24 protein-coding genes are annotated in these 26,988 nt (G+C 56.0%); 12 read left to right on the top strand and 12 right to left on the bottom strand.

Going from position 1 to position 26,988, the window contains the following annotated elements; translation table 11 throughout:
* Positions 1 to 16 precede the first annotated feature (16 nt).
* Positions 17 to 1,405, bottom strand: coding sequence for an aldehyde dehydrogenase family protein (locus tag ACMHYW_RS01185; RefSeq protein WP_414500557.1), 1,389 nt, complete (start codon positions 1,403 to 1,405; stop codon positions 17 to 19).
* 143 nt (positions 1,406 to 1,548) lie between these two features.
* Here ACMHYW_RS01185 and ptrR point away from each other — a divergent pair, with 143 nt between their 5' ends.
* On the top strand, positions 1,549 to 2,418 hold the full coding sequence (gene ptrR / locus ACMHYW_RS01180; protein ID WP_414500556.1) for a putrescine utilization regulator PtrR: 870 nt from the start codon (positions 1,549 to 1,551) through the stop codon (positions 2,416 to 2,418).
* 214 nt (positions 2,419 to 2,632) lie between these two features.
* Here the strand turns inward: ptrR and ACMHYW_RS01175 are convergent, their stop codons facing one another.
* Complete coding sequence (locus tag ACMHYW_RS01175; protein ID WP_414500555.1) at positions 2,633 to 3,424, bottom strand: SDR family NAD(P)-dependent oxidoreductase; 792 nt, start codon at positions 3,422 to 3,424, stop codon at positions 2,633 to 2,635.
* Between the two features lie 480 nt (positions 3,425 to 3,904).
* On the opposite strand from ACMHYW_RS01175, the gene ACMHYW_RS01170 reads away from it, so the two are divergent.
* Positions 3,905 to 4,519, top strand: coding sequence for a phospholipase D family protein (locus ACMHYW_RS01170; RefSeq protein WP_414500554.1), 615 nt, complete (start codon positions 3,905 to 3,907; stop codon positions 4,517 to 4,519).
* A gap of 572 nt (positions 4,520 to 5,091) precedes the next feature.
* On the opposite strand, the gene ACMHYW_RS01165 is transcribed toward ACMHYW_RS01170, so the two are convergent.
* A complete protein-coding gene (locus ACMHYW_RS01165) occupies positions 5,092 to 6,030 on the bottom strand; it encodes a hypothetical protein (RefSeq protein ID WP_414500553.1) in 939 nt (312 codons plus the stop codon).
* Positions 6,031 to 6,834: 804 nt separating this feature from the next.
* Here ACMHYW_RS01165 and ACMHYW_RS01160 point away from each other — a divergent pair.
* Both ACMHYW_RS01160 and ACMHYW_RS01155 read left to right on the top strand, forming a co-directional pair.
* The gene (locus ACMHYW_RS01160; protein WP_414500552.1) at positions 6,835 to 7,305 is read left to right on the top strand and encodes a GNAT family N-acetyltransferase; all 471 of its coding nucleotides are present in this window, start codon (positions 6,835 to 6,837) and stop codon (positions 7,303 to 7,305) included.
* A gap of 241 nt (positions 7,306 to 7,546) precedes the next feature.
* Positions 7,547 to 8,356 carry a hypothetical protein gene (locus tag ACMHYW_RS01155; RefSeq protein ID WP_414500551.1) on the top strand — a complete coding sequence of 270 codons (810 nt, stop codon included), beginning with the start codon at positions 7,547 to 7,549 and terminating at the stop codon, positions 8,354 to 8,356.
* Positions 8,357 to 8,617: 261 nt separating this feature from the next.
* On the opposite strand, the gene ACMHYW_RS01150 is transcribed toward ACMHYW_RS01155, so the two are convergent.
* From ACMHYW_RS01150 to ACMHYW_RS01140, 3 genes are all read right to left on the bottom strand, one after another.
* Positions 8,618 to 9,505: a flagellin gene (locus ACMHYW_RS01150; protein WP_414500550.1), complete on the bottom strand. Its 888-nt coding sequence runs from the start codon at positions 9,503 to 9,505 to the stop codon at positions 8,618 to 8,620.
* Positions 9,506 to 9,701: 196 nt separating this feature from the next.
* The gene (locus ACMHYW_RS01145) at positions 9,702 to 10,064 is read right to left on the bottom strand and encodes a hypothetical protein (RefSeq protein ID WP_414500549.1); all 363 of its coding nucleotides are present in this window, start codon (positions 10,062 to 10,064) and stop codon (positions 9,702 to 9,704) included.
* A gap of 16 nt (positions 10,065 to 10,080) precedes the next feature.
* Complete coding sequence (locus tag ACMHYW_RS01140; protein ID WP_414500548.1) at positions 10,081 to 10,941, bottom strand: flagellin; 861 nt, start codon at positions 10,939 to 10,941, stop codon at positions 10,081 to 10,083.
* Between the two features lie 730 nt (positions 10,942 to 11,671).
* Between ACMHYW_RS01140 and ACMHYW_RS01135 the strand changes: the two genes are divergently transcribed.
* The 3 genes from ACMHYW_RS01135 (at position 11,672) to ACMHYW_RS01125 (ending at position 16,038) form a co-directional block, all read left to right on the top strand.
* Entirely contained in the window at positions 11,672 to 12,898 is a 1,227-nt protein-coding gene (locus tag ACMHYW_RS01135) for an SGNH/GDSL hydrolase family protein (RefSeq protein WP_414500547.1), read from the top strand.
* 325 nt (positions 12,899 to 13,223) lie between these two features.
* Entirely contained in the window at positions 13,224 to 14,678 is a 1,455-nt protein-coding gene (locus tag ACMHYW_RS01130) for an MBOAT family O-acyltransferase (RefSeq protein ID WP_414500546.1), read from the top strand.
* Positions 14,665 to 16,038, top strand: coding sequence for a DUF459 domain-containing protein (locus ACMHYW_RS01125; protein WP_414500545.1), 1,374 nt, complete (start codon positions 14,665 to 14,667; stop codon positions 16,036 to 16,038). The genes ACMHYW_RS01130 and ACMHYW_RS01125 overlap by 14 nt, the downstream gene beginning before the upstream one ends.
* 68 nt (positions 16,039 to 16,106) lie before the next feature.
* Here ACMHYW_RS01125 and ACMHYW_RS01120 read toward each other — a convergent pair whose 3' ends face one another.
* The 3 genes from ACMHYW_RS01120 to ACMHYW_RS01110 all read right to left on the bottom strand — a co-directional run bounded on the left by ACMHYW_RS01120 (position 16,107) and on the right by ACMHYW_RS01110 (position 19,023).
* Positions 16,107 to 16,937 (bottom strand): HAD-IIA family hydrolase, encoded by an 831-nt coding sequence (locus ACMHYW_RS01120; protein ID WP_414500544.1) that lies wholly within the window; start codon positions 16,935 to 16,937, stop codon positions 16,107 to 16,109.
* A gap of 219 nt (positions 16,938 to 17,156) precedes the next feature.
* A complete protein-coding gene (locus ACMHYW_RS01115; RefSeq protein WP_414500543.1) occupies positions 17,157 to 18,509 on the bottom strand; it encodes an L-cystine transporter in 1,353 nt (450 codons plus the stop codon).
* 382 nt (positions 18,510 to 18,891) lie between these two features.
* On the bottom strand, positions 18,892 to 19,023 hold the full coding sequence (locus ACMHYW_RS01110) for a hypothetical protein (protein ID WP_414500542.1): 132 nt from the start codon (positions 19,021 to 19,023) through the stop codon (positions 18,892 to 18,894).
* On the opposite strand from ACMHYW_RS01110, the gene ACMHYW_RS01105 reads away from it, so the two are divergent.
* Both ACMHYW_RS01105 and nfsB read left to right on the top strand, forming a co-directional pair.
* On the top strand, positions 19,022 to 19,456 hold the full coding sequence (locus ACMHYW_RS01105; RefSeq protein ID WP_414500541.1) for a protease inhibitor I42 family protein: 435 nt from the start codon (positions 19,022 to 19,024) through the stop codon (positions 19,454 to 19,456). The two genes, ACMHYW_RS01110 and ACMHYW_RS01105, sit on opposite strands and share 2 nt — an antisense overlap.
* Before the next feature lie 161 nt (positions 19,457 to 19,617).
* Positions 19,618 to 20,268 carry an oxygen-insensitive NAD(P)H nitroreductase gene (gene nfsB / locus ACMHYW_RS01100; RefSeq protein WP_414500540.1) on the top strand — a complete coding sequence of 217 codons (651 nt, stop codon included), beginning with the start codon at positions 19,618 to 19,620 and terminating at the stop codon, positions 20,266 to 20,268.
* Positions 20,269 to 20,463: 195 nt separating this feature from the next.
* Here nfsB and ACMHYW_RS01095 read toward each other — a convergent pair whose 3' ends face one another.
* Positions 20,464 to 20,952, bottom strand: a complete 489-nt coding sequence (locus ACMHYW_RS01095; RefSeq protein WP_414500539.1) for a GNAT family N-acetyltransferase — start codon at positions 20,950 to 20,952, stop codon at positions 20,464 to 20,466.
* Positions 20,953 to 21,480: 528 nt separating this feature from the next.
* On the opposite strand from ACMHYW_RS01095, the gene ACMHYW_RS01090 reads away from it, so the two are divergent.
* The 3 genes from ACMHYW_RS01090 to ACMHYW_RS01080 all read left to right on the top strand — a co-directional run bounded on the left by ACMHYW_RS01090 (position 21,481) and on the right by ACMHYW_RS01080 (position 23,434).
* On the top strand, positions 21,481 to 22,452 hold the full coding sequence (locus tag ACMHYW_RS01090) for a LysR family transcriptional regulator (protein ID WP_414500538.1): 972 nt from the start codon (positions 21,481 to 21,483) through the stop codon (positions 22,450 to 22,452).
* Between the two features lie 149 nt (positions 22,453 to 22,601).
* Positions 22,602 to 23,090, top strand: coding sequence for a methylated-DNA--[protein]-cysteine S-methyltransferase (locus tag ACMHYW_RS01085; RefSeq protein WP_414500537.1), 489 nt, complete (start codon positions 22,602 to 22,604; stop codon positions 23,088 to 23,090).
* A 113-nt stretch (positions 23,091 to 23,203) separates the two neighbouring features.
* A complete protein-coding gene (locus tag ACMHYW_RS01080; RefSeq protein ID WP_414500536.1) occupies positions 23,204 to 23,434 on the top strand; it encodes a hypothetical protein in 231 nt (76 codons plus the stop codon).
* Positions 23,435 to 23,530: 96 nt separating this feature from the next.
* Here the strand turns inward: ACMHYW_RS01080 and ACMHYW_RS01075 are convergent, their stop codons facing one another.
* Positions 23,531 to 24,910 carry an MFS transporter gene (locus tag ACMHYW_RS01075; protein ID WP_414500535.1) on the bottom strand — a complete coding sequence of 460 codons (1,380 nt, stop codon included), beginning with the start codon at positions 24,908 to 24,910 and terminating at the stop codon, positions 23,531 to 23,533.
* Between the two features lie 382 nt (positions 24,911 to 25,292).
* Positions 25,293 to 26,696 (bottom strand): D-serine/D-alanine/glycine transporter, encoded by a 1,404-nt coding sequence (gene cycA, locus ACMHYW_RS01070; RefSeq protein WP_414500534.1) that lies wholly within the window; start codon positions 26,694 to 26,696, stop codon positions 25,293 to 25,295.
* Positions 26,697 to 26,988 lie beyond the last annotated feature (292 nt).

Below are 26,988 nucleotides of genomic sequence, written 5' to 3'. Positions count from 1 at the left end.
ACAACGCGCCTCTATATCAACGACGATCCTTCCACACCGTCTGAATATTGCAGAACTCATGCAGACCGAAGCGCGACAGTTCGCGTCCGAAGCCGCTTTTCTTCACGCCGCCGAACGCGACACGCGCATCGCTGGCACCACTGCCGTTGATGAACACACCGCCACATTCCAGCCGGTTGGCGATCCAGTTCAGACGCGTTTCATCCTTGCCAAACAGTGTGGAAGAGAGGCCGAATTCACTGTCGTTGGCCAATTCCAGCGCATGAGCATCATCACGGGCAACGGTCACCGTTGCGACAGGACCGAACAGCTCCTGACGAAAGCCGGTCATTTCTGGCGTGACATTGGTCAGCACCGTCGGCTGGTAGTAATTGCCATTGCCTTCCACCTTATGCCCGCCGGTCAGCACGGTTGCCCCTTCACTTACCGTTTTCTGCACCTGTGCGTCCAACTCATCGCGCAAGTCGAAGCGGGCCATCGGACCAACATAGTGCGCCTCGTCACGGGGATCCCCCACTTTTAGCGCCTTCACTGCTGCGACGAACTTCTCGGTGAACGCCTCAGCGATGTTCTGATGGATGATGAAACGTTTGGCCGCTGCGCACACCTGGCCGCTGTTCTGGAAGCGCCCGACTACTGCAGCGCTGACCGCGGCATCAAGGTCCGCATCCTCTAGTACGATAAAGGGATCGGAACCGCCCAGTTCAAGCACGCATTTCTTGAGTGCACCAGCGGCCTGAGCACCGATAGCAGCCCCCGCACGCACACTGCCTGTCACGGTAACACCAGCGACACGGTCATCTCGGATCACGCGGCTGGACTCATCGTTGGTGATATTGAGCACTTCGAATACGCCCGCTGGCAACGCCGCATCCTTCACGATGCGGTCGATCAGATGGGCGCTCCCCATCACGCTGGGGGCATGTTTCAACAGGTAGGTGTTACCGGCCAGTAGGATCGGCACCAGCCCACGGAATACCTGCCACAGCGGAAAATTCCACGGCATGACTGCAAACACGGGGCCGAGTGGACGGTACTCAAGCACCGCGTGACCGTTATCGACCGTCGTCTGCTCGGTGGCCAGCATCGCCGGGCCATTGTCGGCATACCAATCGCACAGGTTTGCAGACTTATCGACCTCGGCGCGCGCCTGAGCAATCGGTTTGCCCATCTCGGCCGTCATCATCTGTGCCACTTCTTCCTTGCGGGCACGCAAGGCATTGCCTAGGGCGCGCAGGGCGTCACCGCGCTCATTTATGGAGCGTTCTCGCCACTCACGAAACGCATGATGACTGCGGGCCAGTGCCTGATCGGTGTCGGCACTGCTGGCGTACGGATACTGCGCAAGCACTTCGCCCGTAGCGGGATTGCGTGAAACAGCGTGGGTATCAGTGGGTACGGTCATTGCGGGACTCCATGCGGCATTTCAAAGGCCAAGGCAGCGGGCAATTCACAGCACTGCCGAAACGAATAAGGCCAGCGTAGCGTGCCTACTTCTTTCTGTATAATGAATAACACTGAAAGGATCATTCACGAAAAGAGAACACTATGGACGTGACCCAATTGGAGATGTTCGTTGCCATCGTCGATACCGGCAGCATCAGCGCCGCTGCGCGGCGCATTCATCGCGTCCCATCCAATTTGACCACGCGTATTCAGCAGCTTGAGGCATCGCTCGGTGTCCAGCTGTTCATTCGCGAGCACCAGCGGCTGCGTTTATCACCCGCCGGGCACGATTTTCTATCTTACAGTCGGCGCATACTGGCCCTGATCGCTGAGGCCAAGCAGGCCATCACCGGTGAAGAACCCTCCGGCACCCTGCGACTAGGGGCTCTGGAGAGCACCGCGGCCGTACGCATTCCCGCCATTCTGGCCGAATTCAATCAACGCTATCCGCGCGTACAGCTTGATCTAACCACCGGCCCGTCGGGCGAGATGATCGAACGGGTGCTGGATGGCTCGCTTTCGGCAGCCTTTGTTGATGGCCCACTGTCCCACCCGGCACTGGGTGGCATACCCGTCTTTGATGAAGAAATGATGATCGTCACTCCAAGCAGCCTTGCCCCCGTGCAGCGCGCGCAGCAGGTCGACGGGCTACCGCTGTATGCCTTTCGCAATAACTGCACGTACCGGCATCATTTTGAAGCGTGGTTTGCTGCCGACGAGGCCGCTCCCGGCCGCATCTACGAGATGGAATCCTATCCCAGCATTCTGGCCTGCGTCGCGGCGGGTGCGGGTGTCGCCCAGATGCCACGCAGCATGCTGGAAATCATGCCCGGCAGCTCGCAGGTTAACGCGTGGCCGCTGAGTGAAGCCTGGCGATGGATCACCACCTGGCTGGTCTGGCGCCACGATGCCCAGACACGCCAACTGCATGCCTTCACCCAAATGATGCCGACGCCCGAGCATCCGGACTGAGGCAGCAGGCAGCAGGCAGCAGGCAGCAGGCAGCAGGCAGCAGGCAGCAGGCAGCAGGCAGCAGGCAGCAGGCAGCAGGCAGCAGGCAGCAACAGATTAACGGATACGCATTCACTACTTGCAAACACAAACGCAACGAGGGCATGGGAACAGGCCCCATGCCCTCGTTATCACATCCTGCGATCACATGCGCTAACGCACGCGACGCTGACGATCACTCACCGCCGGAAATGCGGATGTTGACGCCCGTGATGTAAGTGGCGTCGTCGCTCAGCAGGAAGCTGACCGCACCCGGAATTTCTTCGATGCTACCGCAACGACGCAGCGGTACACCGCCGATCATCTGCTTCTCAGTCTGCTTCGGATCGGTAGAGAAATACTGCGTGTTGGTTTCAGACTGCAGACTGACCTGGCGATCCCACATGAAGCCGGGGCCCATCAGACCAGGGCTTACCGCGTTGACGCGGATGTTGTACGGCGCGAGGTCTTTGGACGCGGTTTCGGTCAGACCCACCATCGCGAACTTGGACGCACCGTAAGCGGCCATGTTGGGAGGACCACCGACACCCGCCATGCTCGCCATGTTAACGATGCTGCCGGACTTGCGTTCGACCATGTGTGCGGAGACTTCCTTCAGGACGCTGAACGCGCCAGTCACGTTGATATCCATCACGCGAGCGAAGTCTTCGACATCGTATTTGTGTACCGGAGCGAAAGCGCCCTGATAGCCTGCGTTGTTGAACAGCAGGTCGATGGCACCGAAATCAGCGATGACGCGCGCAACGGCATCCTTGACGGCGTTGGCATCGGTAACGTCGCAGATATAGGACTCGGCGCGCACACCTTTGGCTTCAACCTTGGCCTTGGATGCCGCCAGCTTGTCTTCGACGATATCCAGCAGGGCGATAGAAGCACCTTCTTCCGCCAGACGCAGCGCCGTTGCCAGACCAATATCACCGCCAGCGCCTGTGATCAGCGCGACCTTGTCTTTGAAACGAGTCTTCATCGTCTCACTCCTTGAAGAGAAAATTCGGGGCGACTTCGGCAGTCATTCTTCCCTACCAAGCCGCTCGCCTTTTTGACGTTATCAGTTTCTTAAAGAGAGACAATGCCGCTAATGTATAACACCCGATTATTGACTACTGAACATAGCCGGCCACCGGATTATGAAAAAGGGCAAAAATCCCCAAAAACTGAACCTAAGAACAGGTCAATAACCGCTTTAATTACAAAAGGATAAATAGACGCAGCGTACCGTTCAGAACATGCTGAATTAGCGGCGAAAACGAGTACGATCCACGGCCGCCAGCTGCAATCTGGCGCGTCAAAACACCACAGCCCATGCCGTTCTAGCTGAGGTCGTCAGCGCCACTTTTACAAGACTTGCGGCATGAATCCGTGCCGTCGATGGGGCACACTGAGTCCCGGAAGCCATCTAAACATGACTTCCTCACTCAAAAATAATAACAACAAAAAGAGTACTATCATGAGCTTATCCAAACGCCTTCTGACGCTGGCCCTTGCTGGCATGATGACGGCCCCGCTCGTTTCAGCCCATGCAGAAACGACGGCCGCAACGACTACCACAACCGAAACGACAAGCACGGTGATGCCGACCATCCGTGTGGGCTTCTCTCCCGAAGGCACGGCCAGTGCACTGGTGCTGGACGTCATCAACAACGCCAAGCGCAGTCTGCGCATGCTGTCCTACGTCATGACCTCACCCGACATCGTCAATGCACTGATCGCAGCCAAGCAGCGAGGCGTTAACATTCTGGTCGTTGCCGACTACAACGTGAACCAGAGCCGCGAGAAGAGTCAGGAATGCCTTAAGGCACTGCTGCGTGCTGGCATCCCCGTTCGCGTCACCAATGCCTACCGCTCCTTGCATGACAAGGTCATCATCGCGGACAAAAACACCGTTCAGACTGGCTCGTTCAACTACGCCTACTCCGCGTTCAGCATGAACAGCGAAAACGTTGTGGTCATCACGGACGCACCTAGCGTCACGGCAAGCTTCATGGACCTGTGGCGCTCCCGCTGGTACGGTGCGACGGACTACAGCGTCGACGACAACACCACCGTAGAACGTCATCTGTAATCTGCCGACGGCTTACCTCAAAACCGACGCCGGGCCTATGCTCGGCGTCACCTATCATATATTCCTTACATAAACATCTTGGCATCGTGAAATAGACACATATTGCCGCCATTGGCGATGTATAAAAATCGTAGGATACTTATTATTTACATGAATGCTCTTATCCAGTAGAAAATAAATTAAAGCGTGTTTCTTAACCCCAATATCCATGTCGTTGAGTAGGATTAAAACCACAAAATTGCGGTAGAAACCGTTTGTCTACTTTAGAAAGGTAAAAGCGATCACTCAGGTTATGAAAATCCTCTCAGGCTCTTTCCACCCAACGGAAGACAACTGACAAATAAAAAATAACAACCCGCTATTTCATCAAGCTTCCCACTAGCCGCCTCATCAACAATAAAAAATATATATTAGATATCAGGAATAGGCCAGAATACTTTTTCTCTGACACGCTATATGGACAAGCCTGACATGATAATGATGAGTATCAAAAAAGCCCACTCTTTTTAGAGAGTGAGCCTTTTCTACTACAAAATAATGATAAAACAATGCACCATTTTTTATTGTTTAAATTAGGCCATAAAAGTCAGTGCGCCGTTACGGGCACCCGCTGATTTCAAAGCTAACGCCTTGGCCGCCGCTGCCGCTCTTTTATTATATTTATAGTTGCTAGAGGGTGTCCACGTTGCCTTGCCTGATTTCTGACCTGTTACAGTAGGAACGCTGCCAACGTCAGTAAAGTTTCCATTCGCCTTATCGTCCAAGATCCCTGCGACGGAACTAAATGCATTGGCTTCCGAATAGATATTCGCCCCTTTAGCGATAGTAAAAGCAAGATTCGCTTTATTGACCGTATTATTGTAAACGTGAAAATAGCCATGACGCATCAACCCTGGCGCACGTACGTTGACGTTATCAAATACGTTACCGACCATAGTAAGATGTGGATAACCCTTGTAGTTTTTCGCTGTGGTGTCATCATCTGCTGGCTGCCCAAGAATCAAACCGTAAAGGTGGTTTTTAAATACACAGTTGCTGATGGTGACATAATCAGCTTTTGCTCCCACGTACAATAGCTTATCAAGAGCGCCATCCTTGCTGCTATATGCATGCCCAGGGAATGTCACATGATCAACCCAGTAGCGATTACCGTAGTTGAGGTAGATCTGAATGTCGTCGTTTCCCTTAATACCAGCACTATGTGCGATAGTTAGGTTTTGCAGGATAACGTTGGATGATGAAGCCGTTGCCTTGAGATGGAGGTTTGTCAACGTATTGGCCGCAAAGCTGCCAACTAGCGTCTTATTCGCTCCCAGTGACACAATCGTCTTTTTGGAGGCCGAAATATTGGCCGCTACGACAACAATTTTGCGATCAGAGCCTCCAATATGTTTTTGTAAATCAGCCAATGTTTTGACAGTTACAATAGTGCCACCGGTACCGCCGGTAGTTTTTCCTGCGGCTGCAAAGCCCACCATTCCAGAAGTGCCAGACGTCGGATAAATTGCCATTATAGGTATCCTTCTTATAGTTGTTAGTTATTGAGGCTTAATGCATCACGAATAGATATCGGGATACACTGCATGCGTGCTCATATCGGCTTGGCATGCGACACAAATAGTACCTTTTCGAAATATAAATTACCTCTTGTTAACTTTGTAACTACTTGATCTAGAATAGATAATATAATAAATATCGTATTTATGAACACCAAAATAGCCAACGTTGTGACATATCATATAGCTGGCATTACATCACAATGAAGGGGGCCATTTGACAAGGCTCTTTTGTACAGATGCAATATTCAACACACAGGTATCCCCCCAATAGGCGGTAATAAGAGGCGGTTTCATAACCTGAGCGATTGCTTCTACCCTTTCTAAACTAGACGGTTTCTAGCGCAATATTGTGGTTTGACGTCCCTTCAATGACATGGGTATTGGAGTTATGAAACACGCTCTAAATAACACTTAATCTCATTTTTTGAGGCAATGCGGAAACAGCGAAAACGTTGTGGTCATCACGGACGCACCTAGCGTCACGGCAAGCTTCATGGACCTGTGGCGCTCGCGCTGGTACGGCGCGACGGACTACAGCGTCGACGACAACACCACCGTAGAACGTCATCTGTAACCTTTACCGCACACCGGGCGTCGCTCGGTGTACTTTTCTTTTCGTACCTTTTTCATTACTGAACGCTTCGCCTCAAGAAGCGTCATTTCCCCATATTGCTTATTTGAAAGCAGGCGTTAGGATTTGATTAACGGCATGGCCAATCGGCAATGGCCGCTTTTCTGCAGCTCAGGAGTACGCTTGTGATCGAATGGCAGGATCTCCATCACTCCCAACTGACGCCATCCAGCCTCTATGCACTATTGGCCTTGCGCAACGAGGTGTTCGTTGTCGAGCAGGACTGTCCTTACCAAGATATCGACGGTGAAGACCTGCTGGGCGACAACCGCCATTTGCTAGGCTGGCGTGACCAACAGCTTGTGGCCTATGCACGCCTACTCAAACGTCAGGACGATCACATGCCCGTTGCCATCGGACGCGTCATCGTTGCCCCACAGGCACGAGGACAGAAGATCGGCTATCAGCTACTGACGCAGGCCATCCTCAGCTGCGAACGTCACTGGCCCGAACAGGCCATTCATATCAGCGCACAGGCGCACCTGCAGGCGTTTTACGGACACTTTGGCTTCGTCCCCGTCACTGGCCTCTATGACGAGGACGGCATTGCGCATATCGGCATGGCCCGCGGCAAAGATGCGCGCGCCCCAGCATGATGTGCACCACACCGCACGCATGCCCTCAAGCACTGTCTCTGACACGCCGTACTCTCCACTCAGGCACTGCCATCTGGCAGAAGAAGGCTTAAAACAGCCTTCTTTGCAGGTCGATAATAGGCACCGTAGTCCCATTCACCTCACGCGAAATATTCGGCGCTCATGGCGAATGCTGGATGTGCATCGCGATACTTCGTTGGCAGGCTTCCCTGCCCACTTTCCCTGATACAGGATACCGCCTATGACCGTCTCACCTTCCCGCTGGATGAAGCGCACAGTCCTTGGACTCGCGACTGTAGCCACTCTGGGCGCTGTCGGCGCTGCTAACGCTGACACGTTCAGCGATTACGAAAAGAACATTCAGGCCTTTGCCGAGCAAGCTCAGACCGGCCAAGCACTGCCACGGTTCAGCGACAAAAACACGGCGGCACTGATCCGCCAGCTGACGGATCAGAAGCGAGTGCTCGACCGCATCGACTTCAATAACGATCTAGTGTCGATGCGTGCCATGCAAGGACCCTGCGCGAACGCGAACCAGCTACTGCTGACGTACTTGAGCCATGGCGTCAATCTGTCTGACAGCAACTCTGACAGGGTGATGGAGGGATTGAACAGAAACGGCCAGATCTATCAGGATGAAGTGTCGGCAATACAGTCGTTCTCTCTGTCGTGCATGAGCCATGTGATGCCCACCATGGTCCGCTACTTCCAGAACTCTAGCCCCGCACCGGAGGACATGTCAGAGGAACAGCGCACCGGTATTGTCCTCTTCAGAAAGAGCATCGTTCAGTCCCTTAGCGGTACACTGACGGCCATTCAGGACCCGTCCGTAAAACCGGCGAATAGAGAGATGCTGCTGAAATCAATGCTGACGGCAATGCCCAACATCGCCCGCGTACTGCCTCTCGACACCCGCGGACAGCTGAAAGCCGCCGTCGACGAAGCCAAGACCAATATTCCGGTAAACCAGCAACACTATATCGACAAGATAAACCGCGCACTGACCAACGCTCCGTGTCAGAAGGTCTGTCAGATAGTCATCACGCCATAACGAAAAAGGCATCTGCCCAGACTCAACGTACCGAGTCCGTGCAGATGCCACTCATACCGTATACATACCATTATTATCCAAGCGCTGCGCACAATACCGTCAACTATCGTCATCAACATCAAGCAGCGCGGTAACACATTACATATAAAGATAAAAATAACACCATCACATATATAAAAACGGGTATTTCCACTACTTCCTGCGGATGACGAGACTTGCCCGCCACCCGCATAACGACAGCAATACAGTGAAACGTTGCCGTTAGGACTTGAGCAGAGACAGTACGTTCTGCGGTACAGAGTTGGCCTGGGACAGAACGTTCTGGCCAGCCTGCTGCAGGATCTGCGCAGTGCTCATCGCAGATACTTCAGATGCGTAGTCGGCATCAGAGATCTGAGATTTAGCAGCAGACAGGTTAGTTGCCGTTGCCGCGTTGCTTTCTACTGTGGATTCCAGACGGTTCTGCTGCGCACCCAGCGTACTACGAGTGCTGTCGATGGACTTGATCTGTGCATCGATGGTGGTCAGAGCAGAGTCGCTGACAACACCCGCAGAAGAGATCAGTGCGTTACCAGCAACAGTCTGATCGTTACCGCCTTTCAGCGTAGACGCTGCAGAGCGAACGTCCGTCATTTTCAGGTCGATAGTCTGACCGTCGAAGGCACCGATCTGCAGCTTGGTGGTCAGCTGATCAGAAGTCAGAGCAGTACCGGAGTAAGTGGTGTCGCTGCTACCCAGCAGCTGCTTGCCGTTGAACGTGGTGTCTTTACCGATACGGTCCACTTCCTGCAGGCGAGCGTCGATTTCGTTGTTGATGCTCTGACGGTCTTCATCAGTGTAAGTACCGTTCTTCGCCTGTACGACCAGCTCACGTACACGCTGAAGGTTGTCGGTAACTGCACTCAGAGCGCTTTCAGCAGTCTGAGCCATGGACATACCATCGTTGGCGTTACGGTTAGCCTGTTTCAGACCGTTAACCTGAGAGGTCATGCGGTCAGAGATCGCCAGACCAGCAGCGTCGTCTTTGGCGCTGTTGATGCGCTGACCAGAAGACAGACGTTCGATCGCCTGGTTCTGTGCTTTCTGGGATTTATCCAGATTGTTCTGGGTCAGCTGGGAAAGCGTGTTGGTAGCAATTACCTGTGCCATGTGAAGGACGTCCTGTTAGAAATAAAGGTTCTTGGTTATCAAAGCTTATTAAGTGCTTTTTCATATAAAGGTAAGCATTCACTACCTTGCTCCCAAATTATCGGCCCCAATCAGCAGACCTTTATGAATATAGAGGTATCGGAATTTGCCAATATAAGTGGTAAAAGCCCTTCAATTCTTATCATGCCCTGCGCGCTTACTGTGGGATGCCTTCACGATAAAAAAGTGACGCTCGATAAAACAGAAGGTTACTGTTCTCGCTCTGTAGGCTGTAGCAAAAGCACATCATGCGATAGGTAAGGTCGGCAGGTCGGCAGGTCGGCAGGTCGGCAGGTCGGCAGGTCGGCAGGTCGGCAGGTCGGCAGGTCGGCAGGTCGGCAGGTCGGCAGGTCGGCAGGTCGGCAGGTCGGCAGGTCGGCAGGTCGGCAGGTCGGCAGGTCGGCAGGTCGGCAGGTCGGCAGGTCGGCAGGTCGGCAGGTCGGCAGGCGATCATCGGGTGAGTGACAAAGCATTGCAACACGCGCAATGAAAGAAAGGCGAAGCGTGAAAGCGGGTCCACGCTTCGCACCATAGGGCTATTTGAGCAGCGAGAGCACGTTCTGCTGCGAAGAATTGGCTTGGGCGAGCACTTTCTGTCCCATCTCGAGCTGTATCTGCGCGGTGCTCATGGCAGAGACCTCAGCGGCATAGTCAGCGTCAACAATCTGCGAGCGGGCCGCCGACAGGTTAGTTGCCGAGGTCGCGTTGCTGTTGATGATCGACTCAAGACTATTCTGCTGTGCCCCGAGCGAGCTGCGCGTGCGGTCAACCGCTTTGAGCTGGGTGTCGATCAGCGTCAAGGCGTTGTCTTTCAGCTTGCCATCGGCATCAATCAGTGCGTTGCCCGCACTGGTCAAGTCAGTGCCATCTCCCCCCTTCAGCGCCTTACTAATCGTGCTGACGTCCATCAGCTTCAGCGATAGGGTCTGACCATCGAACGCTCCGATCTGAATATTGACCGATTGCGTATCGCTGGAGCTGCCGAGCAGTGTCTTCTGGTTGAAGGACGTATCGCCGCTGATGCGGGCGATCTCACTGATGCGGGTATCAATCTCGTTATTGATGCTCTGACGGTTTTCATCGTTGTAGGTGCCGTTCTTCGCCTGAACGACCAGATCGCGTATGCGCTGGATGTTATCGGTTACCGTGCCCAGCGCGCTTTCCGCCGTCTGCATCATGGAAAGGCCATCGTTGGCGTTGCGGTTGGCCTGCTTCAGGCCACTGACCTGCGACGTCATGCGGTTGGCAATAGACAGCCCGGCGGCATCGTCCTTTGCACTGTTGATTCGTCGACCAGAAGAAAGGCGTTCGATGGATTGGTTCAATGCTTTCTGTGATTTGTTCAAATTATTCTGAACGAGTGAAGAAAGCGAGTTCGTTGCTATTACTTGTGCCATTTATTTTGGCCCCTTATATAGCAGATTCTGCATGTCAAGCCTTATTGGCTACCCCTTTATGTATACAAGCGCTGCGAGCCATCGCCTTCACCCCTATCGGCGTCCCACTGCGTATCTTTATTATCAGAAGACGGGGCGTCTTAACACGAAATTAATCAAATGCTAATGGCATATTAATAATATCGTTATTCATCAGCAGCACTATTTTTATAATAAGTGTATGGCACGCAAATAATACGGCATTTCATATAAATGAAGAAATAAAATCCCGTCATTCATCATGATCGTGCATCGCTACGGATGACGGGCTGTTCATCGCTGTCTGGCCTCACAAGGCACGCTCACCGGCTGTCAGAGGGGAGCCGCACGAAAAGGAAAAATTCAAATTCACAGACACCCACAGCACGCCACGCCATAAGCCGCCATTGATGGGAAATTCATCGAAATACCGACGAATCGCGGTGTAAAAAGTGCCGCAACGGCCAGACGGCATCGTCACACCACAGTGCATTCATTATGATGACGAGGTAACAGACAGGGTTTTTCTGTGCCCGCCACCTCCGCTACGATACGTTTCGAAAACGAAGACAACACAAGCGTCCCGCTGAGATCACAGAAGACAGCATGTTCTACCTTATACTCGTGTGCAGGAATGCTGTCCTCGTCATGCATGGCATATGTCGAGATGCGCTTACAGCCCTCAGGAAATGACTCGCAAGGAATAGGCTACATGACCCACCCTACACGACGGCTGGCTCCGCTGCTGACGCTCATCGCTCTGCTGGCCGGCTGCCAGCAGGTTTCTGCCGAGGCCAAGGTACGTCCCGCATCGCCTTCTCGTACAAGCGCTTCCTCGCCGCATGCCGATTCACTGCTGGCCACCAACGGTGAACCCAACCTCAACCGCCTGACCCAGAAGCTGCGTAATGCGCGCCAGCGTTCGGTTCATATCGTGCAGTTCGGCGACTCTCACACCGCAGCCGACTTCTTCTCCGGCCAACTGCGCAGCCGCTTACAACAGCGCTTCGGCAACGGGGGGATCGGCTTTGTCAGCCCTCTGGGTCTGCCCGGGCAACGCTACGGCAACATTGCCCTACGCAGCACATCGCGTGATTGGACGCTCGCGACCAGCCGTCGTGACGAACGCCCAGACTTTCCGCTGGGCGGCAGCGTAGCGCAGCCGAAGGGCAACAACCGTACGGTAGCCTTGGAACCGTTCACTCCCGTCGCAGGCAAGTCGCGCGTTCGCCTGCTGTATAACAGCGAACGCCAGAACACGCTGATCGGGGCCAGCGGCCAGGATCGACGCGTCATCGCGCTGCCGCCGACCAAGAGCAAGTGGGGGTTCAGCTACCCCATCAATCTGGCACTGCCCGCTTCGCTGAGCCTCGCCAGTAGTGCGATGGGCACGCGCATTGGCGGCTGGTACCTTGATGGCCCTGAACAGGGGGTCATTCTCTCTACGCTGGGCAGCAACGGGGCGTCGCTGTCACTGATGGATCGCTGGCAGGACGGCTGGCAAAGCCAGCTGCGTGCCATCCAGCCCGACATGGTGATTCTGGCGTACGGCACCAACGAAGCCTTCAACGATACCCTCAACCTGAACGACTATCGCTCGCTGCTTCAGCAACGCATCCGCCAGATTCGCCGCGAGATGCCCGACTCGGTGATCCTGTTGGTAGGGCCGAGCGACAGCATGAAGGATCGCTCCGGCGATAGCTGTGGCAAACCCACCATGCTCGACAGCGTTATCCGTATCCAGCAAGACGTCGCCCGCACTGAACATACTCTGTATTGGGACTGGCGCCGTCAGATGGGCGGCGAATGCTCAATCAGAACTTGGCAGGCCCGTGGCGATGCGCGCCCCGACTTCGTTCACCTGACGCGCCCCGGCTATGAAAGCAGTGCTAACCGACTCTATCAGGACCTCATGCAGGCGCTGAAACTGACGCCTTGAAGCCCTCGCATCATCTGAATCAGCGTCATCCATGACCGCCGTTCCCCACCGGGAGCGGCGGTTTTTTGTTATGGGCGTGCGCGTGCCAAATATCGTCCATTAATGAATTTAAACAGATGGGCGCGTCGGGAAAGCCAGCGGCTCATACATTCAGGTATGATTCACGTACAACGATCAGGCGACGCGCACACCATACGGATAGACAGGGATAGCCAGCGTCACCTTTTCGACATGATGAGTGCGGAAATGCCATGCCCCATGATCGTCCGCATCGGTGGGTTGCCGCTGCACTCAGTCATTCATTTCCTATAGATTACAAACGTCAATGAATCTGCTTTCACTCGACTTTGCAGGATACTTTCTGCTCTTCTTCGTAGGCTATTGGCTGCTGCAGCCGTCCTCTTGGCTTCAGAATATCGTGCTGCTTCTAGCAGGCCTTGGCTTCATGGCTCTAGCATCGCCGGAAGCGCTGCTCGTGCTGTTGGCTTGGACAGCACTGATCTGGCTGTTGAGCCTCTATATAAGGCACGGGGGACGAAGGTGTATCGCCAATGCGCTGCTGATCGGCATGGTGGTAGGCTTCTTCTTCATCTTCAAATACTACCATGCCATGCAGGACACCCTTGATCATTGGCGGGTAGCGGTGGGACTGGGCGTTCATTTGCCCATCATGGAGATGCTGGCTCCGCTGGGGCTATCGTTCTATGTCTTCCATTCCATCAGCTATATCGTGTCGCTTCAGCGTACGGAAGAAGACAAAGGCCGAGGTGCGCTTCCCCGCGAGCACATCAATGGCAACCCTGACAGTTTCTTCGCTCTACTGCTCTACTTAAGCTTCTTTCCAAGCATCGTCGCAGGCCCCATCAACCGAGCGGCTCATTTCATGCCCCAGTTGTTGCCGATGCAGCCACGCCGTATCGAGCAGCCTGCGCGCGCCATCGGCCTGATCGTGCTAGCACTGCTCAAGCTGTTCCTGATCAGTGACTATCTCGATAAGCATCTGGTCGCACCCGTCTTCAGCGCGCCGACCAATGCGTCGCCGCTGGCCTCGCTGACCGCCGTGCTAGCGTACGCTTGGCAGATCTACATGAACTTCTCGGGGTACACCAATCTGGTAACGGGGATCGCGTTGCTGCTGGGCTTCCAGCTGCCACGTAACTTCAATGCCCCTTATTTGGCGCTTGATCTCAAGGAGTTCTGGGGACGCTGGCACATCAGTCTGTCGCAGTTCATCCGCGATTACATCTACATCCCGCTGGGCGGCAGCCGCTGCGGTCTGCTGCGCCAGAACGCCAATGTGTTCATCGCGATGGTGCTGTCAGGCATCTGGCACGGGGCGGGGCTGAATTTCGTACTGTGGGGAGCGCTCCACGGCGCAGGACTAGTAGTGGTTAACCTGTTCCAGCAGGGCCGCAAGGGGCCACACGGCAAGCGCTGGCTGACCTTCCCGGCCCCCATTGCACGCCTGTTCACCTTTGCCTTCATCTGTCTGACATGGGTGTTCTTCCGGGCCAGCAACATGGACGATGCTACCACCCTGCTGGATAACATCGGTCACATCACGCCAAGCATGCTTATTCACCCCAGCGCACTGATCATGTGGGCCTTACTGCTGATCGTGATGGGCTATCGCTGGCTAGAAAAAGGCAAGCTGGCACTGTGGAATGGCCTGTCCCGACTGCCGCTTTGGGCGTATCCGCCCTGCCTGATCGTCGCCATCACGCTTATCTTCATGCTTGCACCTGCAGGAACGCCGGGGTTCATCTATGCCAACTTCTGACCGCAACCAACGCCGCGCTTATGCGTGCACGTTGAAACGAGCAGCCGGAATACTGGGCATCGCCCTTACCACCGGCGTTGGCCTGCTTTGGCTCAACCAGCAGGCGATTGAACGCTACTGGCAGCAGACGCGCCATGCACCGTCGCCCTTCAGCGATATATCGCTAGCGGGCTGGCAAATCGGCGCCCAGCTTGAAGATACGCTTCGTAGCCACCTTCAGCGCGCCGAACAGTGGCTGGCACCGGCACAGGATATCGCCGCAGATACGCCACTGGTGGACAGCACCGAAACCGACAGCGACGACGGCACCAGCGACCTGCCTGACGCCACGCCCACCGCGCCGACTACCGAACCAAATGATCTGGCAATGGACGATATCGGCGGCCAGCCCGCTCGCGACGGCACTCCACTGGACATGTCCGTGCCGCATGCAGGGTCAACGCTAGCCCCGCAGACAACACCGACAACACCGGTGACGGCACCGGCAGAGCCAGTGGCCCAGCCAGCGCCACCGCCCTCCACACCGGCCCTGCGCGATGAACACACGCATGCCATCCTGCTAACACCGCAGGATCGTGTCCTGTTCATCGGCGACTCGATGATGCAGGGGGTCGCCCCTCACGTCATGAAGACACTGCTGAAGCAGTACCACGTTCAAAGCACCAACCTCAGTCTGCAAAGCACCGGCTTGGCATACCCCGGCGCATTCGACTGGCCGGGCACGCTGCGCTCAACACTGGCCAGTGCCACAGACATCAAGGTGCTGGTGGTGTTCCTCGGCCCGAACGATCCGTGGGACATGCCGAGCCGCGCGCGCGGCCCGTACCTGAAGTTCAAGAGCCCTGCATGGGAAACGGAATACCGCCTGCGCATCCGCAGCATTCTTGAACAGGCCAAGGCGCGCGATATTGCGGTGATCTGGATCGGCCCACCGGCCATGAAGCGCGTCGCGCTGTCAGAAGGCGTACGTTTCCTCGACACGCTCTATCAGAGTGAAGTCGAAGCGGCAGGTGAGTCCTATATCGCCGTCGATGACCTGTTTGGCTATCAGGACCACCGCTACAGCGAACCGGTCATGCTGAACGGCCGTCAGGTGAAGCTGCGTAGCGATGACGGTACACACTTCACGGTGACAGGACAGAAGCTGATCGCGCGGGCGGTACTCTCGCTGCTACAGCCCGCACCGGAACCCGTGCCGGTCGAAGCCCCGACAGCCCCTGCGGAAACGACCCCAAGCGCACCTCCCGCGCAGACATCGACCAGCAGTGCCGCTCGGCAGGTATTCGCCGATCCCGCCACCACCGCTCCTCGAAGGGACAGAAGCGCCGACGCCGTTCAGGTGTTCGCACCACGCCCGTAAGCCTCATACAAGAGCGGCGGCTCCTTTCGGGGGCCGCCGCTCTTGCGATGTGCGATCAAACAGAACGATCATTCTTCCTTGGTGGTTTTTTCCGCCTTGTTCTGGCGCGCGCCTTTGCGGCTGCCTTCATCCAGCAGATCAGCCACGGAATTCAGCACTTCCTTAGGACGGAAGGGAAAGCGGTCGATGCTTTCACGCGATGAGATTCCGGTCAGCACCAGCACGGTGTACAGCCCGGCTTCCATCCCCGCTACCACGTCGGTATCCATGCGGTCACCGATCATGCCGGTACCTTCCGAATGCACGCCCAGCTTGTTAAGCGCCGAGCGGAACATCATCGGGTTCGGCTTACCAACAGCGTACGGTTCACGTTCGGTGGCCGCGGTAATCAGCTTTGCAACGGCCCCGGTCGCCGGAAGATCACCTTCCGGACTAGGCGTGGTCACATCAGGGTTGGTCACGATGAAACGCGCACCGCGGTTGATCAGCTGGATGGCTTTGGAAATCGCTTCAAACGAGTAGGTACGCGTATCGCCCAGCACCACGTAGTCGGGATCAACATCGGTCATGATGAAACCCGCTTCATGCATTGCTGTGGTCAGCCCTGCCTCGCCGACAACATAGGCCGTGCCACCGGGTGCCTGATCTTTGAGGAAATCGGCCGTTGCCAGTGCCGATGTCCACAGATTATCTTCCGGCACGTCGATACCGCTGCGACGCAGACGAGCGCTAAGATCGCGCGGCGTATAGATGGAGTTGTTGGTCAGCACCAGAAACGGAATACCTTGAGCCCGCCACTGCGCGACCAGTTCCGGTGCCCCCGGGATGGCTTCGCCCTCGTGCATCAGCACGCCATCCATATCCGTCAGCCATGATTTAACCTTGTTGCGTGTCGTCATTGCCCTACCTCGTTTCATCCAATGAAAGCGATAGCGACTGCAAGCCGCTTGCCGATGCCACCCCAACCACGGCGACACCCTTGTTTTGCCAGCATAGACCTTTCCCCGCCTGCCTACACGTACAGGAATTCCGTATCACCGCAACGAAAAGGCCGCCCTTGCGGACGGCCTGTAGGCATTGCTTCATAAGCGTGATCGGTCAACAGACAGCAATCTGCGTCAGTCCTCTTCGACCTTGCGTGTCATACCCAACCAGCGACTGGAAACAGCCCCTGCGGTCATCGCCCCATTCACGTTGACCGCCGTGCGCCCCATATCAATCAACGGCTCGATAGCGATCAGCACCCCGGCCAATGCCAGCGGCAAGTTCATCGTCGACAGCACAACGATGGCTGCGAATGTCGCGCCACCGCCCACACCGGCAATCCCGAACGACGAAACAGCCACAACGCCGACCAGCGTGAAAAAGAAGGAAGGGGTCATCGGGTCGATGCCGACCGTCGGTGCAATCATCGTCGCCAGCATCGCCGGATATAGCCCGGCACAACCGTTCTGCCCGATCGTGGAGCCGAAGGTCGCCGCGAAGTTAGCAATGGCTGGCGCAATACCCATGCGCTCGGTCTGGGTTTCAATGCTGAGCGGGATGGAAGCCGCACTGGAACGCGAGGTGAACGCAAAGCTCAGTACCGGCCATGCACGGCCAAAGAAGCGTTTCGGTGAAATACCGCTCAACAGCAGGAACACGGCATGTACAACCAGAATCAGCGCCAGCCCGACATAGGACGCAACCAAGAAGCGCACCAGCTCAAGAATTTGCTGCCAGTGCGAAACGGCGACCATATGCACCATCAATGCCATCACGCCGTAGGGCGTCAGACGAATGACAATGCGCACCAGCCGCAAAATCCACGCCTGTACCAGCTGAATACCGGCCATCAATCGTTCACCGGCTTCCGGCTCGTCACGACGCAGCATCAGCGCGGCACCGCCCAAGAAAGCCGAGAAGATCACGACACTGATGATGGCCGTCGGACTGGCCCCAGTCAGCGCGGCAAAAGGATTGCTCGGAATGAAGCTGACCAGCATCTGCGGCACGCTCTGATCACCGAGCTGCCCCGCTTTGGCAACCAATGCCTGACCACGCGCGAAGGCCTGTGCGTTATCCGCCAGCCCCTGCGCCGTCAGACCAAACAAATGTGCGATGCCGATACCAATCGCCGCCGAGATGGCAACGGTAATCATCAGCATAGCGAGCACCGACAGGCTGATGCGCCCCAGCGCCCGCGCATCGTTCAAACGTGCAATCGCACCAAGGATCGATACCATAATCAGAGGCATGACGATCATTTGCAGCAAGCTGACGTAGCCGCTCCCGACCACGCCGACCCAAGCCAGTGTGTCCTTGATGATGGGGGAATCGGCACCGTGCAGCGCCTGTAGCCCAGCGCCATACAGCACCCCGACCACCAGCGCGATTAGCACCTGACGTCCCAGCGTCAGTCCCGACCGCTGACAGCGATAGAGCCCATAGATCAGCAGTAGGAAAATCAGGCAGTACAAGATGATAAGCATGGCAACCTCTATCGTTCCAAAAGCAACGGACAAGAAAGCGCTGATGGCGAACCCCAGCCCCTTCTTGATGACGCATCCTTGATAACAGGAGTATGGCCCATTTTGGGCGACATACTTTTAAGAACGGAACAGCCTAATTCTTGACACTTTTAGTTTGAAACACCGTCTGGTTCCATCGCTATCACTTTTGGTTATAAATCAGCATCCACGGGCACCGCTTAGCAACATCGACGCCAACAGCGCGATGTAGATCCGGCGGTGACCCTCATTGCCACGTCAAGACAAACCAGACATGCCCTTCGGGCCACAACGAATCCTAAGGTAATGCCCTTCGGTAACGGCAGCAGCCTGCTATTCTGATGACAGCGAGGCGACCGTTGCGTCAAGCATCATTCAGCCTCGCGTCGAGTGCGGCAGCACTTGTCCGCACGGGGGAACCGATAGCGCAATCGCGCGTCAGAACGGGCACATCACCGGCAGCACTGCTGTCCCAAGCGACAAGGATATTCATCATGATCAAATCACTTCTTTCAGCGACAGGTATCGTCGGCAGTGCACTACTGCTTTCTGCATGCAGCAGTTCTGGCACCGATACCGGTGCGAGCCAGCCCGCACAGCTCACTCCACTTGTCGTGACGGGTCAGGACAACTGCCAGAACGTCAGCCTGAAGCAAGGCCAACCGCTGGTCGTGCGCTTTGAAAGCAACCCGTCCACGGGCTATCAGTGGTCGCTGCTGCAGGAATCATCAATCCTCCAGCTCGAAGGCAGCCATTTCGTCGAGCCCCGCAATGAAGACGGCCACCCCCCAATGGTGGGCGCACCGGGCGTGCATGAATGGCAGTTCTCCACACGCCAGAAAGGGCTAGACACGCTGGTCTTCACCTATCAGCAGCCGTGGGAACGCACGTCATACCGCAAGGTGGAATGTCACGTCAGCGTAGAGTGAGAGTGACATCGCATGGGAAGGCACAGTACCCAAACATTACGTTAGGGAAATAACGCTTTCCATAAACTCGATAGCGTGTTAATTATTATGCATACCAACTATTCCCACGGCAGATGTCCGTCTGCCGTGGCGTGATGCACGAATCATTTGGAGCTGTCTTTATGTCTATGGATGTTGTCACTGCATCGGAAGCACGCTTTACCGCCAAGAAATACGATGCCAGTCGCAGGATCGATGCGGCAACGATGGATAAAGTTGAAACGTTGCTGCGCACGGCACCGTCGTCGGTCAACTCTCAGCCGTGGCACTACATCATTGCCGGCACCGAGCAAGGGCGCGATCTGATCGCACAGGCGGCCGATGGCAACTACGCCATGAACGTCGAAAAGATCCGCAGTGCTTCGCACGTCGTGGTCTTCTGCGTGCGTGACGATATGGACGAAGCGCACATGCAGGCCATTCTGGATCAGGAAGACAAAGACGGCCGCTTCTCGACCGAAGATGCACGCAGTGCAATGGACAAGGGCCGCCACTTCTTCGTCGGCCTCAACAAACCGCGCATGCAGGACTGGATGGCGCGCCAGGTCTACCTGTCGCTGGGGTATACCCTGCTGGGCGCGGCCTCACTGGGCCTCGACAGCACTCCGATCGAAGGTATTGATGTTGATCGCCTCGACGAGCTGCTCGGGCTGCGTGAGAAAGGGCTGCGCAGCCTAGTCGTGCTGCCGCTCGGCTATCATGCCGAAGACGATTTCAACGCCAAATTGCCGAAATCCCGCCTGCCAGCCGAACAGATCATCACGCATATCTGACCACCTGCACTTTACCCTAAATGAAAACGGCAGCCGCTCCTAAGAGTCGGCTGCCGTTTTGTTCTGCCATGGTCTTGCTGCTACATGGTCGTGCTACTAACTACTTACTAGGGAACCCACATTCCTGCTTGATGCGTACTACGACTTCTCAACGCGACTTCTTTCCTGCCCCACAATCTACCTACCCACCGCCGCCTACCCCAGAAGCTCTGGCAGCTCGTGAATCAGGCGAATACGGCCCGCCGTGTCTTCCTGCACGTCTTCCTGTTCCATGAAGCCTAACCGACGCGTCATGGCCAGCGCCGCTTTGTCATCACGACAGACATCCAGCGTGACATGGGAAGCGTCCATCCAGTGCGACATGCCGCGCTTGAACAGCGCTAGGCAGATACGTTCACCAAGACGCCGCCCACGAAATTCAGGGTTAACGACCAGCAGGCTGACATGCAGCATGCCGGGCTCCTGCTGCAGGATCTGACCGAACGCCATCACATCATGGTCGGTCGCCATGACCAAAGGCAGCGACTCCTCAAGGTCGACCTGCGTCCACAGCGCATCGGCGTCGATGGGCCATGCCCAGCCGGGCCCCGCCCAGCATTTCAATGCCGCTTCGCTGGGGATCCAGCCAATGATGGTGTCCAGATCCTCACGCACGATATGACGAAGAGTCCAGCTTGAAATCATGGGCGCTCACTCATGGTCGACGACGGCCGATAGCCATCGCACAGGGATAAAAGATGGAAGCCTTTCTCCACCAACGCTTCCTTATATGACAACGGCATTTGTTGAGGAATATTCACCTGAATCTTCCGTCAGGTCGCCGTCATACGGGCGCAGGCGCGGAAAAAACCCTCATTTTTCCTTAATACCTACCGATATAGTCTGGAAGAAAATCCACTGTATCCGTTCGCGCCGCAGCCATGCTCCAACGCAAGGATGACGGGGTCTGCCAGTGCGCAGGAGGTGCCTGCCTCCTGCCTTTGCGACTGCTAGGAAGGCAGTATGCAGAAGGGGCGGTACAGTATCTCGCGTTCGGGTACCCCCGTAGCGAGTGGTGGAAGCACAGCGGTATCGCTTTCATTCCACGATATTTCGATAGACGTAGTGAACAGCTGCGCCCCTGACGCCGATAGTGATTCAAGGGGCCTTCTCTTTCGAGACATCGCACGCTCATGTCATGAACGCCTCTCCCTCTCCGTGTACGAGACCAGCATGGCATGCCCTCCACGCCGTCAGCGCATCGGCAATGGGCAACGTGCACAGACCCAAGAGTATATTTTCATGATCAAGAGTACCTATCTCAATGACTTGCATGCCTTTGCCAGCGTGGCGCGGCATCAGAGCTTCCGTAAGGCGGCTCAGGAACGCAATGTCTCTGCCTCTGCCCTGAGCCACTCGCTGAAAAATCTGGAAGATCGGCTTGGCGTTCGTCTCCTCAATCGCACCACGCGAAGCGTCAGCGCCACGACCGCCGGTCAGCAGCTGCTGGCCCGCCTTGGTCCAGCACTGCAGGAAATCGACGAAGCCCTCGACCATATCAATGAATTCCGTGACACGCCGTCCGGCCTGGTTCGCCTGAGCATCCCTCGCGCGGCAGCGCAGGTTGTTCTTGCCCCACGTCTGGCCGAATTCAACCGCTGCTATCCGCATATTCAGCTGGAAATCGTGACCGACTGCGCAACCACTGATATCACCAAGGAAGGCTTCGATGCAGGCATCCGCTTCGGCAACTGCGTCTCATCGAACATGACCGCCGTCCAGCTGCTGCCTACGCCACGCATGGTAGTGGTCGGTGCACCGGACTATCTGGCTGCGGTTGGCTATCCGGAAGACCCACGCGACCTGGCACGCCATATCTGCATCGGCCGCCGCTTCCCGAGTGGCGTCGTGTATGCATGGGAATTCACTAAGGATGATGAAACCATCGCCATGCAGGTAGAGGGCCCATTGCTGCTGGACGACGACGTGCTGATGGTGCGTGCGGCCCTCGACGGTGCAGGACTAGCCTACGTCCACCGCCCGATTGCGGCTCCGTTCATTGAACACGGCGAGTTGATCGAAGTCCTGAGCGAATGGCATCAGGACACGGATCATTTCCACCTGTTTTATTCAAACGAAACACCGGCATCACCGCCCTTGCAGGCCTTCATCGACTTCATCAGCAGCGCCCCCCGCGAACAGTAAGCCCACGTTCGCGGTTCCTCTCTGGCCCTCCGACGCACCACTGCGAAATTCCAGCAGCCAGTGCGTCGGTCGGCTGCATGATCTTTGCCTTCTTCCCCACTATGATTCATGGTATCCCATTGGCCGACACGGTCACTCAGGAGCTCACCATGCGCACGCATTTGGATATCACGACGCCACTGGGCGACATGCGCCTTATCGCCGAAGACGATCAGCTGTACCGCATCGTCCTCTCGACGGCCCATGTGCCAGACGACACCTTCGGCACGGCAGCGAACACGCCGGTACTATGCGAAACAGCCAAGCAGATGGAGGAATGGCTGCTGGGGCAGCGTACGCACTTCGAGCTTCCTCTGGCCCCGTTTGGCACCCCTTTTCAGCAGGCCGTTCGGGATGCGATGCTAGCTATTCCCTATGGAAGAACGTGTCACTATGGCGGCATTGCACAGCAGGTAGGCTCGCCCCGTGCCGCACGCGCCGTCGGACTGGCCTGCCGCAACAATCCCCTGCCAATCATCGTACCGTGCCATCGCGTACTCGCTGCCGATGGCGGGCTGGTCGGCTACAATGGGGGACTGGATATCAAGCGTCACTTGCTGGCATTGGAAGCGCGCATCATGAAGGCCACAACGCCGTAGCGCTGGACACGTGCCAGAGCGCCAGTAGCTCTTTTCAACGGGCGGTACATTTGCAAGGGCAGCCTTCACACGCTCCGCCTCCATCCATCAGCCAACGAATGGACAACCTGCACATGCGTGAAGACTATGACAATGATTCGTTTCGTGTAATTTCCTTTGAGGAAATGCATCGCTATGCCCACGAGGAAGGCGTTGTCAGTGCTGACAAGATGGCGCTGATCATGACGACCGACATGGGCTTCACTCACTGCTACCGCAACGATACCGCCCAGCGGTACGAGATCTGCAATACGGCAGATCTTGACCGACAACAGGCAGACAGCACGCTGGTACGCCTGCGCTGACACCCAACAGCGCCAAGCCACTCCAGATAGAAAAAGCCCCTACCATGACATGTATGGCAGGGGCTTTGTTATGAAGGGCAGGTCAGATCAACAGGATCAGGCCTTGGCCACCTTCTGCTGTGGCGATTCGATACGAGGCAAGGTGAAGAGCGCTTGAATCGTCATACCGATAATGAATACACCCATGATCATATAGGTCGGCTCGAAACCAATGGTTTCATAGCTGAAGCCCATCAGCGTGGACAGCAATACGGCACAAATCTGCTGGGAGCACTGAAAGCTCACCAAGTAGACCGTAGAGGTGTAACGGCTATCGAACGACGGTGCGATGTACTTGAAGGTCGAGACGATCAGCATTGGAACGTCAATGGCCTGCATCAGCTTGAGTGCACCCGCCATGATGATGCGTGCATGCGTTTGATCCGGGTGCGGGAAAAAGACCGTGACCAGACCTGACATGAAGATACGGAAAGCCATGATGACGCCGGCCAACAGCAAACCGTTACGGGCACCGATGCGATTGATGATCCACGGCATGATTAACAGCACAGACGCGTCGCAGCACAGCTGGATGGCCAGCAGAATACCTGCCACTTTCTTACCGCTACCTTCCTGAAGGTCTGCCAGATTCACCATACTCTGCGCCTGCTGAAGCTGCTCACTCGTACCGCTTACGGTGTGTGCTAGCAGGTCACGCGCATGCGTCAGCTGATCGGCCGAGAACGTGACGAATAGCTTGGCAAAGTAGTTGGGGAACTGCTGGTCGTACAGCATGAAACCGCCGCTGGCGGCAAAGAGAAACAGCGTCAGCAGCCAGAAGCGAGACAGCTTGAACAGCCCGAAACTCTGCACCAGCGAGTTGGTACGCTCTGCATAGCGACGCTCTTGATCCGGTTGAAGCTGACGAGTGTCGAGAGAGATCAGAATCAGGACGAACAGCACACCGGCCGCAGAGGTGATGTAGTAGCAGATCTGGGGGTTAATATCGAGGAAGAAACCCACGGTACTGGCAGAGAAGGCATAGCCCAGCGATCCCCATAGACGAGCGTTGCCGTATTCAAAACCGATATGGCGCGAAGCACGTTCGCAGTAGGACTCTACCGTCCCAACCCCCCCAACCATCACGATCCCGAGATAGAACGCCAGCAGAATGGCCGACGCAATAAACGACACGTCGCGTGCGAGGAATACAAACAGGTAGCCCATAACCGGAGAGCAGAGAATCATCCCGGCGCCCAGCCACATCAGAAGCTTCTTGGAGGTACCCAAGTGATCCTGCAGTACCCCGAACAGCGGCGCACTAAAAAGCGCGACGAGAGCAACCAGTGTATAGATCGTACCGATCTGCTGCGGAGTGAATCCAACGACCTGCTTTACCCACGCCTGCAACAGGGCATAACACGAGGCAAAGGCCAGATAGAACAGCAGCAGCAAGCCGCTAAAGGAAAGATAGAAACGTAAGACAGATGATTTCATACAATCAGTATCCCGGACGGTTGGGGTCAACTCTATTGTAGGCTGCACAGAAATTGCCGCGAGCTGGCGATTCGGTCATGCATTCAGGTTATCACACGAATACCGCTGATGCCGGACAGAGGGCTTCGTCTTCCGATGGCGCCATAGCACAGAAGTGCCGCGTGGAACGGCTCGCACAGACAAGCCCGCCCAAAGAAAGAATTCCCTTCACTGGCACCCTTATCCTGCGGCATGAAAGCCGTACCGGCAGGATAAGGATATATGACACTGCCTCGCGCCCTATGCAACGAATTAGTGCACGCTCGGACCGATGAACAGGAGGTCTCTCCATTGAATATCGGCTTGTCGAGCGATGCGTGAAGCCTGACACACGGCCGCAGCCTCAGGCTGCGGAGCGGCGACGCAGGCGGATGATCAGATAGCTAATGCCCAGCAGGACAAACCAGCCGGGGGTGATCAGCAGCGCCTGGCGCGTATCCGGCTGCAGCCACAGCATCACGATGATGGCAGCGAAACCGATCAGACAGACCACGCTCATGACAACGCCCATCGGCATGCGGTAGATGGAACGGGCATGACGGTCAGGATGCTTGTGGCGGTAGGCCAGATACGAGCACAGGATGATCGACCAGATGAAGATGAACAGCAGCGACGAAATCGTCGTGGCCAGCGTAAACGCTTTCATGGCACTGGAGCTGAGCAGGCAGGCAATCGAGCCCAGCAGCAAGCAGGCACAGGAGAACAGCAACCCATTGGCGGGAATGGCAACACGCGATAGACGACCGAAGGCACGCGGGGCATCCCCCTTGTCGGCCAGCCCGTACAGCATGCGGCTCGTCGAGAAGATACCGCCATTGGCCGAAGACGCAGCAGACGTCAAAACGACGAAGTTGATGATGCTGGCCGCTGCCGGCAGCCCCAGCATGGAGAACAAGTTCACGAACGGGCTGACTTCAGGGTTGATGTTCCACCACGGCGTGATGCTCATGATGATGGCCAATGCGCACACGTAGAACATAATGATACGGATCGGAATGGCATTGATGGCCTTGGGCAGCACCGTTTCAGGGTCTTTGGCTTCTGCCGCCGCCGTTCCCACCAGCTCGATCCCCACGAACGCAAACACGGCGATCTGGAAGCCCGCAAGGAACCCGCTTATCCCCTTCGGAAAAACGCCGCGCTCCCACAAATAGGCGACAGAAGCAGGCGTTCCATCGGTCGCGGTAAAGCCAAAGCCCAGCATCCCGATACCCACCACCACAAGTGCCACAATGGCGACGATCTTGATCAGTGCGAACCAGAACTCCAGTTCACCGAACATTCTCACGGCGATGATGTTAAGCCCCATCAGCAGCCCGATGCTGCCCAGTACCGGAATGATGCTCGGCAATCCTGGCATCCAGAAATGAATGTAGTTGGTGATGGCCACCACATCGGCCATGCCGGTCACCACCCAGCAGAACCAGTAGGTCCAACCGGTGAAGAACCCCGCCCACGGCCCCAGCAGATCCGCTGCAAAATCACTGAAGGAGTTGTATTCAAGATTGCTCAGCAGCAGCTCGCCCAGTGCTCGCATGACGAAGAACAGGATGGTGCCGATAATGGCGTACACGAGCAGGATCGACGGCCCCGCCAGAGAGATGGTCTTCCCCGACCCCATGAAAAGGCCGGTCCCGATGGCGCCCCCGATAGAAATGAGCTGAATGTGACGGTTGGTCAGGGTCCTTTTCAATTCCTGCGGTGGTGCCTGATCGGCATCCACTGCAGACGATGGTCGGTCGGTCATGAGAAATCCTTGGTAACCATGCACCGGCCCGCGCAAAGCAAGGCCAGCGTTACTGGGTGAAAAAATAAGGGTAATGGCTTTCTATCATAACTGTTTCTGCCTATTGACACGCAAACGAAGTGCCAAAAGACGCGGCTTTCGCGGCCATCTGCTCCCGCGTTAGCCCGTATCGCTCAGCAAGATTGACCGTTTCATGTGCCACGACCTACAGCACCATCAACATAACCCGATGATATGGAAAGAGTAAATTAGAGAAAGGTCCCGGCGCGAGGAAAGAAAGGTACGTGCAGTG

This window comes from Zymobacter sp. IVIA_12111.31 C1 (assembly GCF_047495495.1).
GTDB lineage: Bacteria > Pseudomonadota > Gammaproteobacteria > Pseudomonadales > Halomonadaceae > Zymobacter.
Note: the sequence above shows the minus strand (reverse complement) of the source record. Positions and strands in the feature narration are given on the sequence as shown.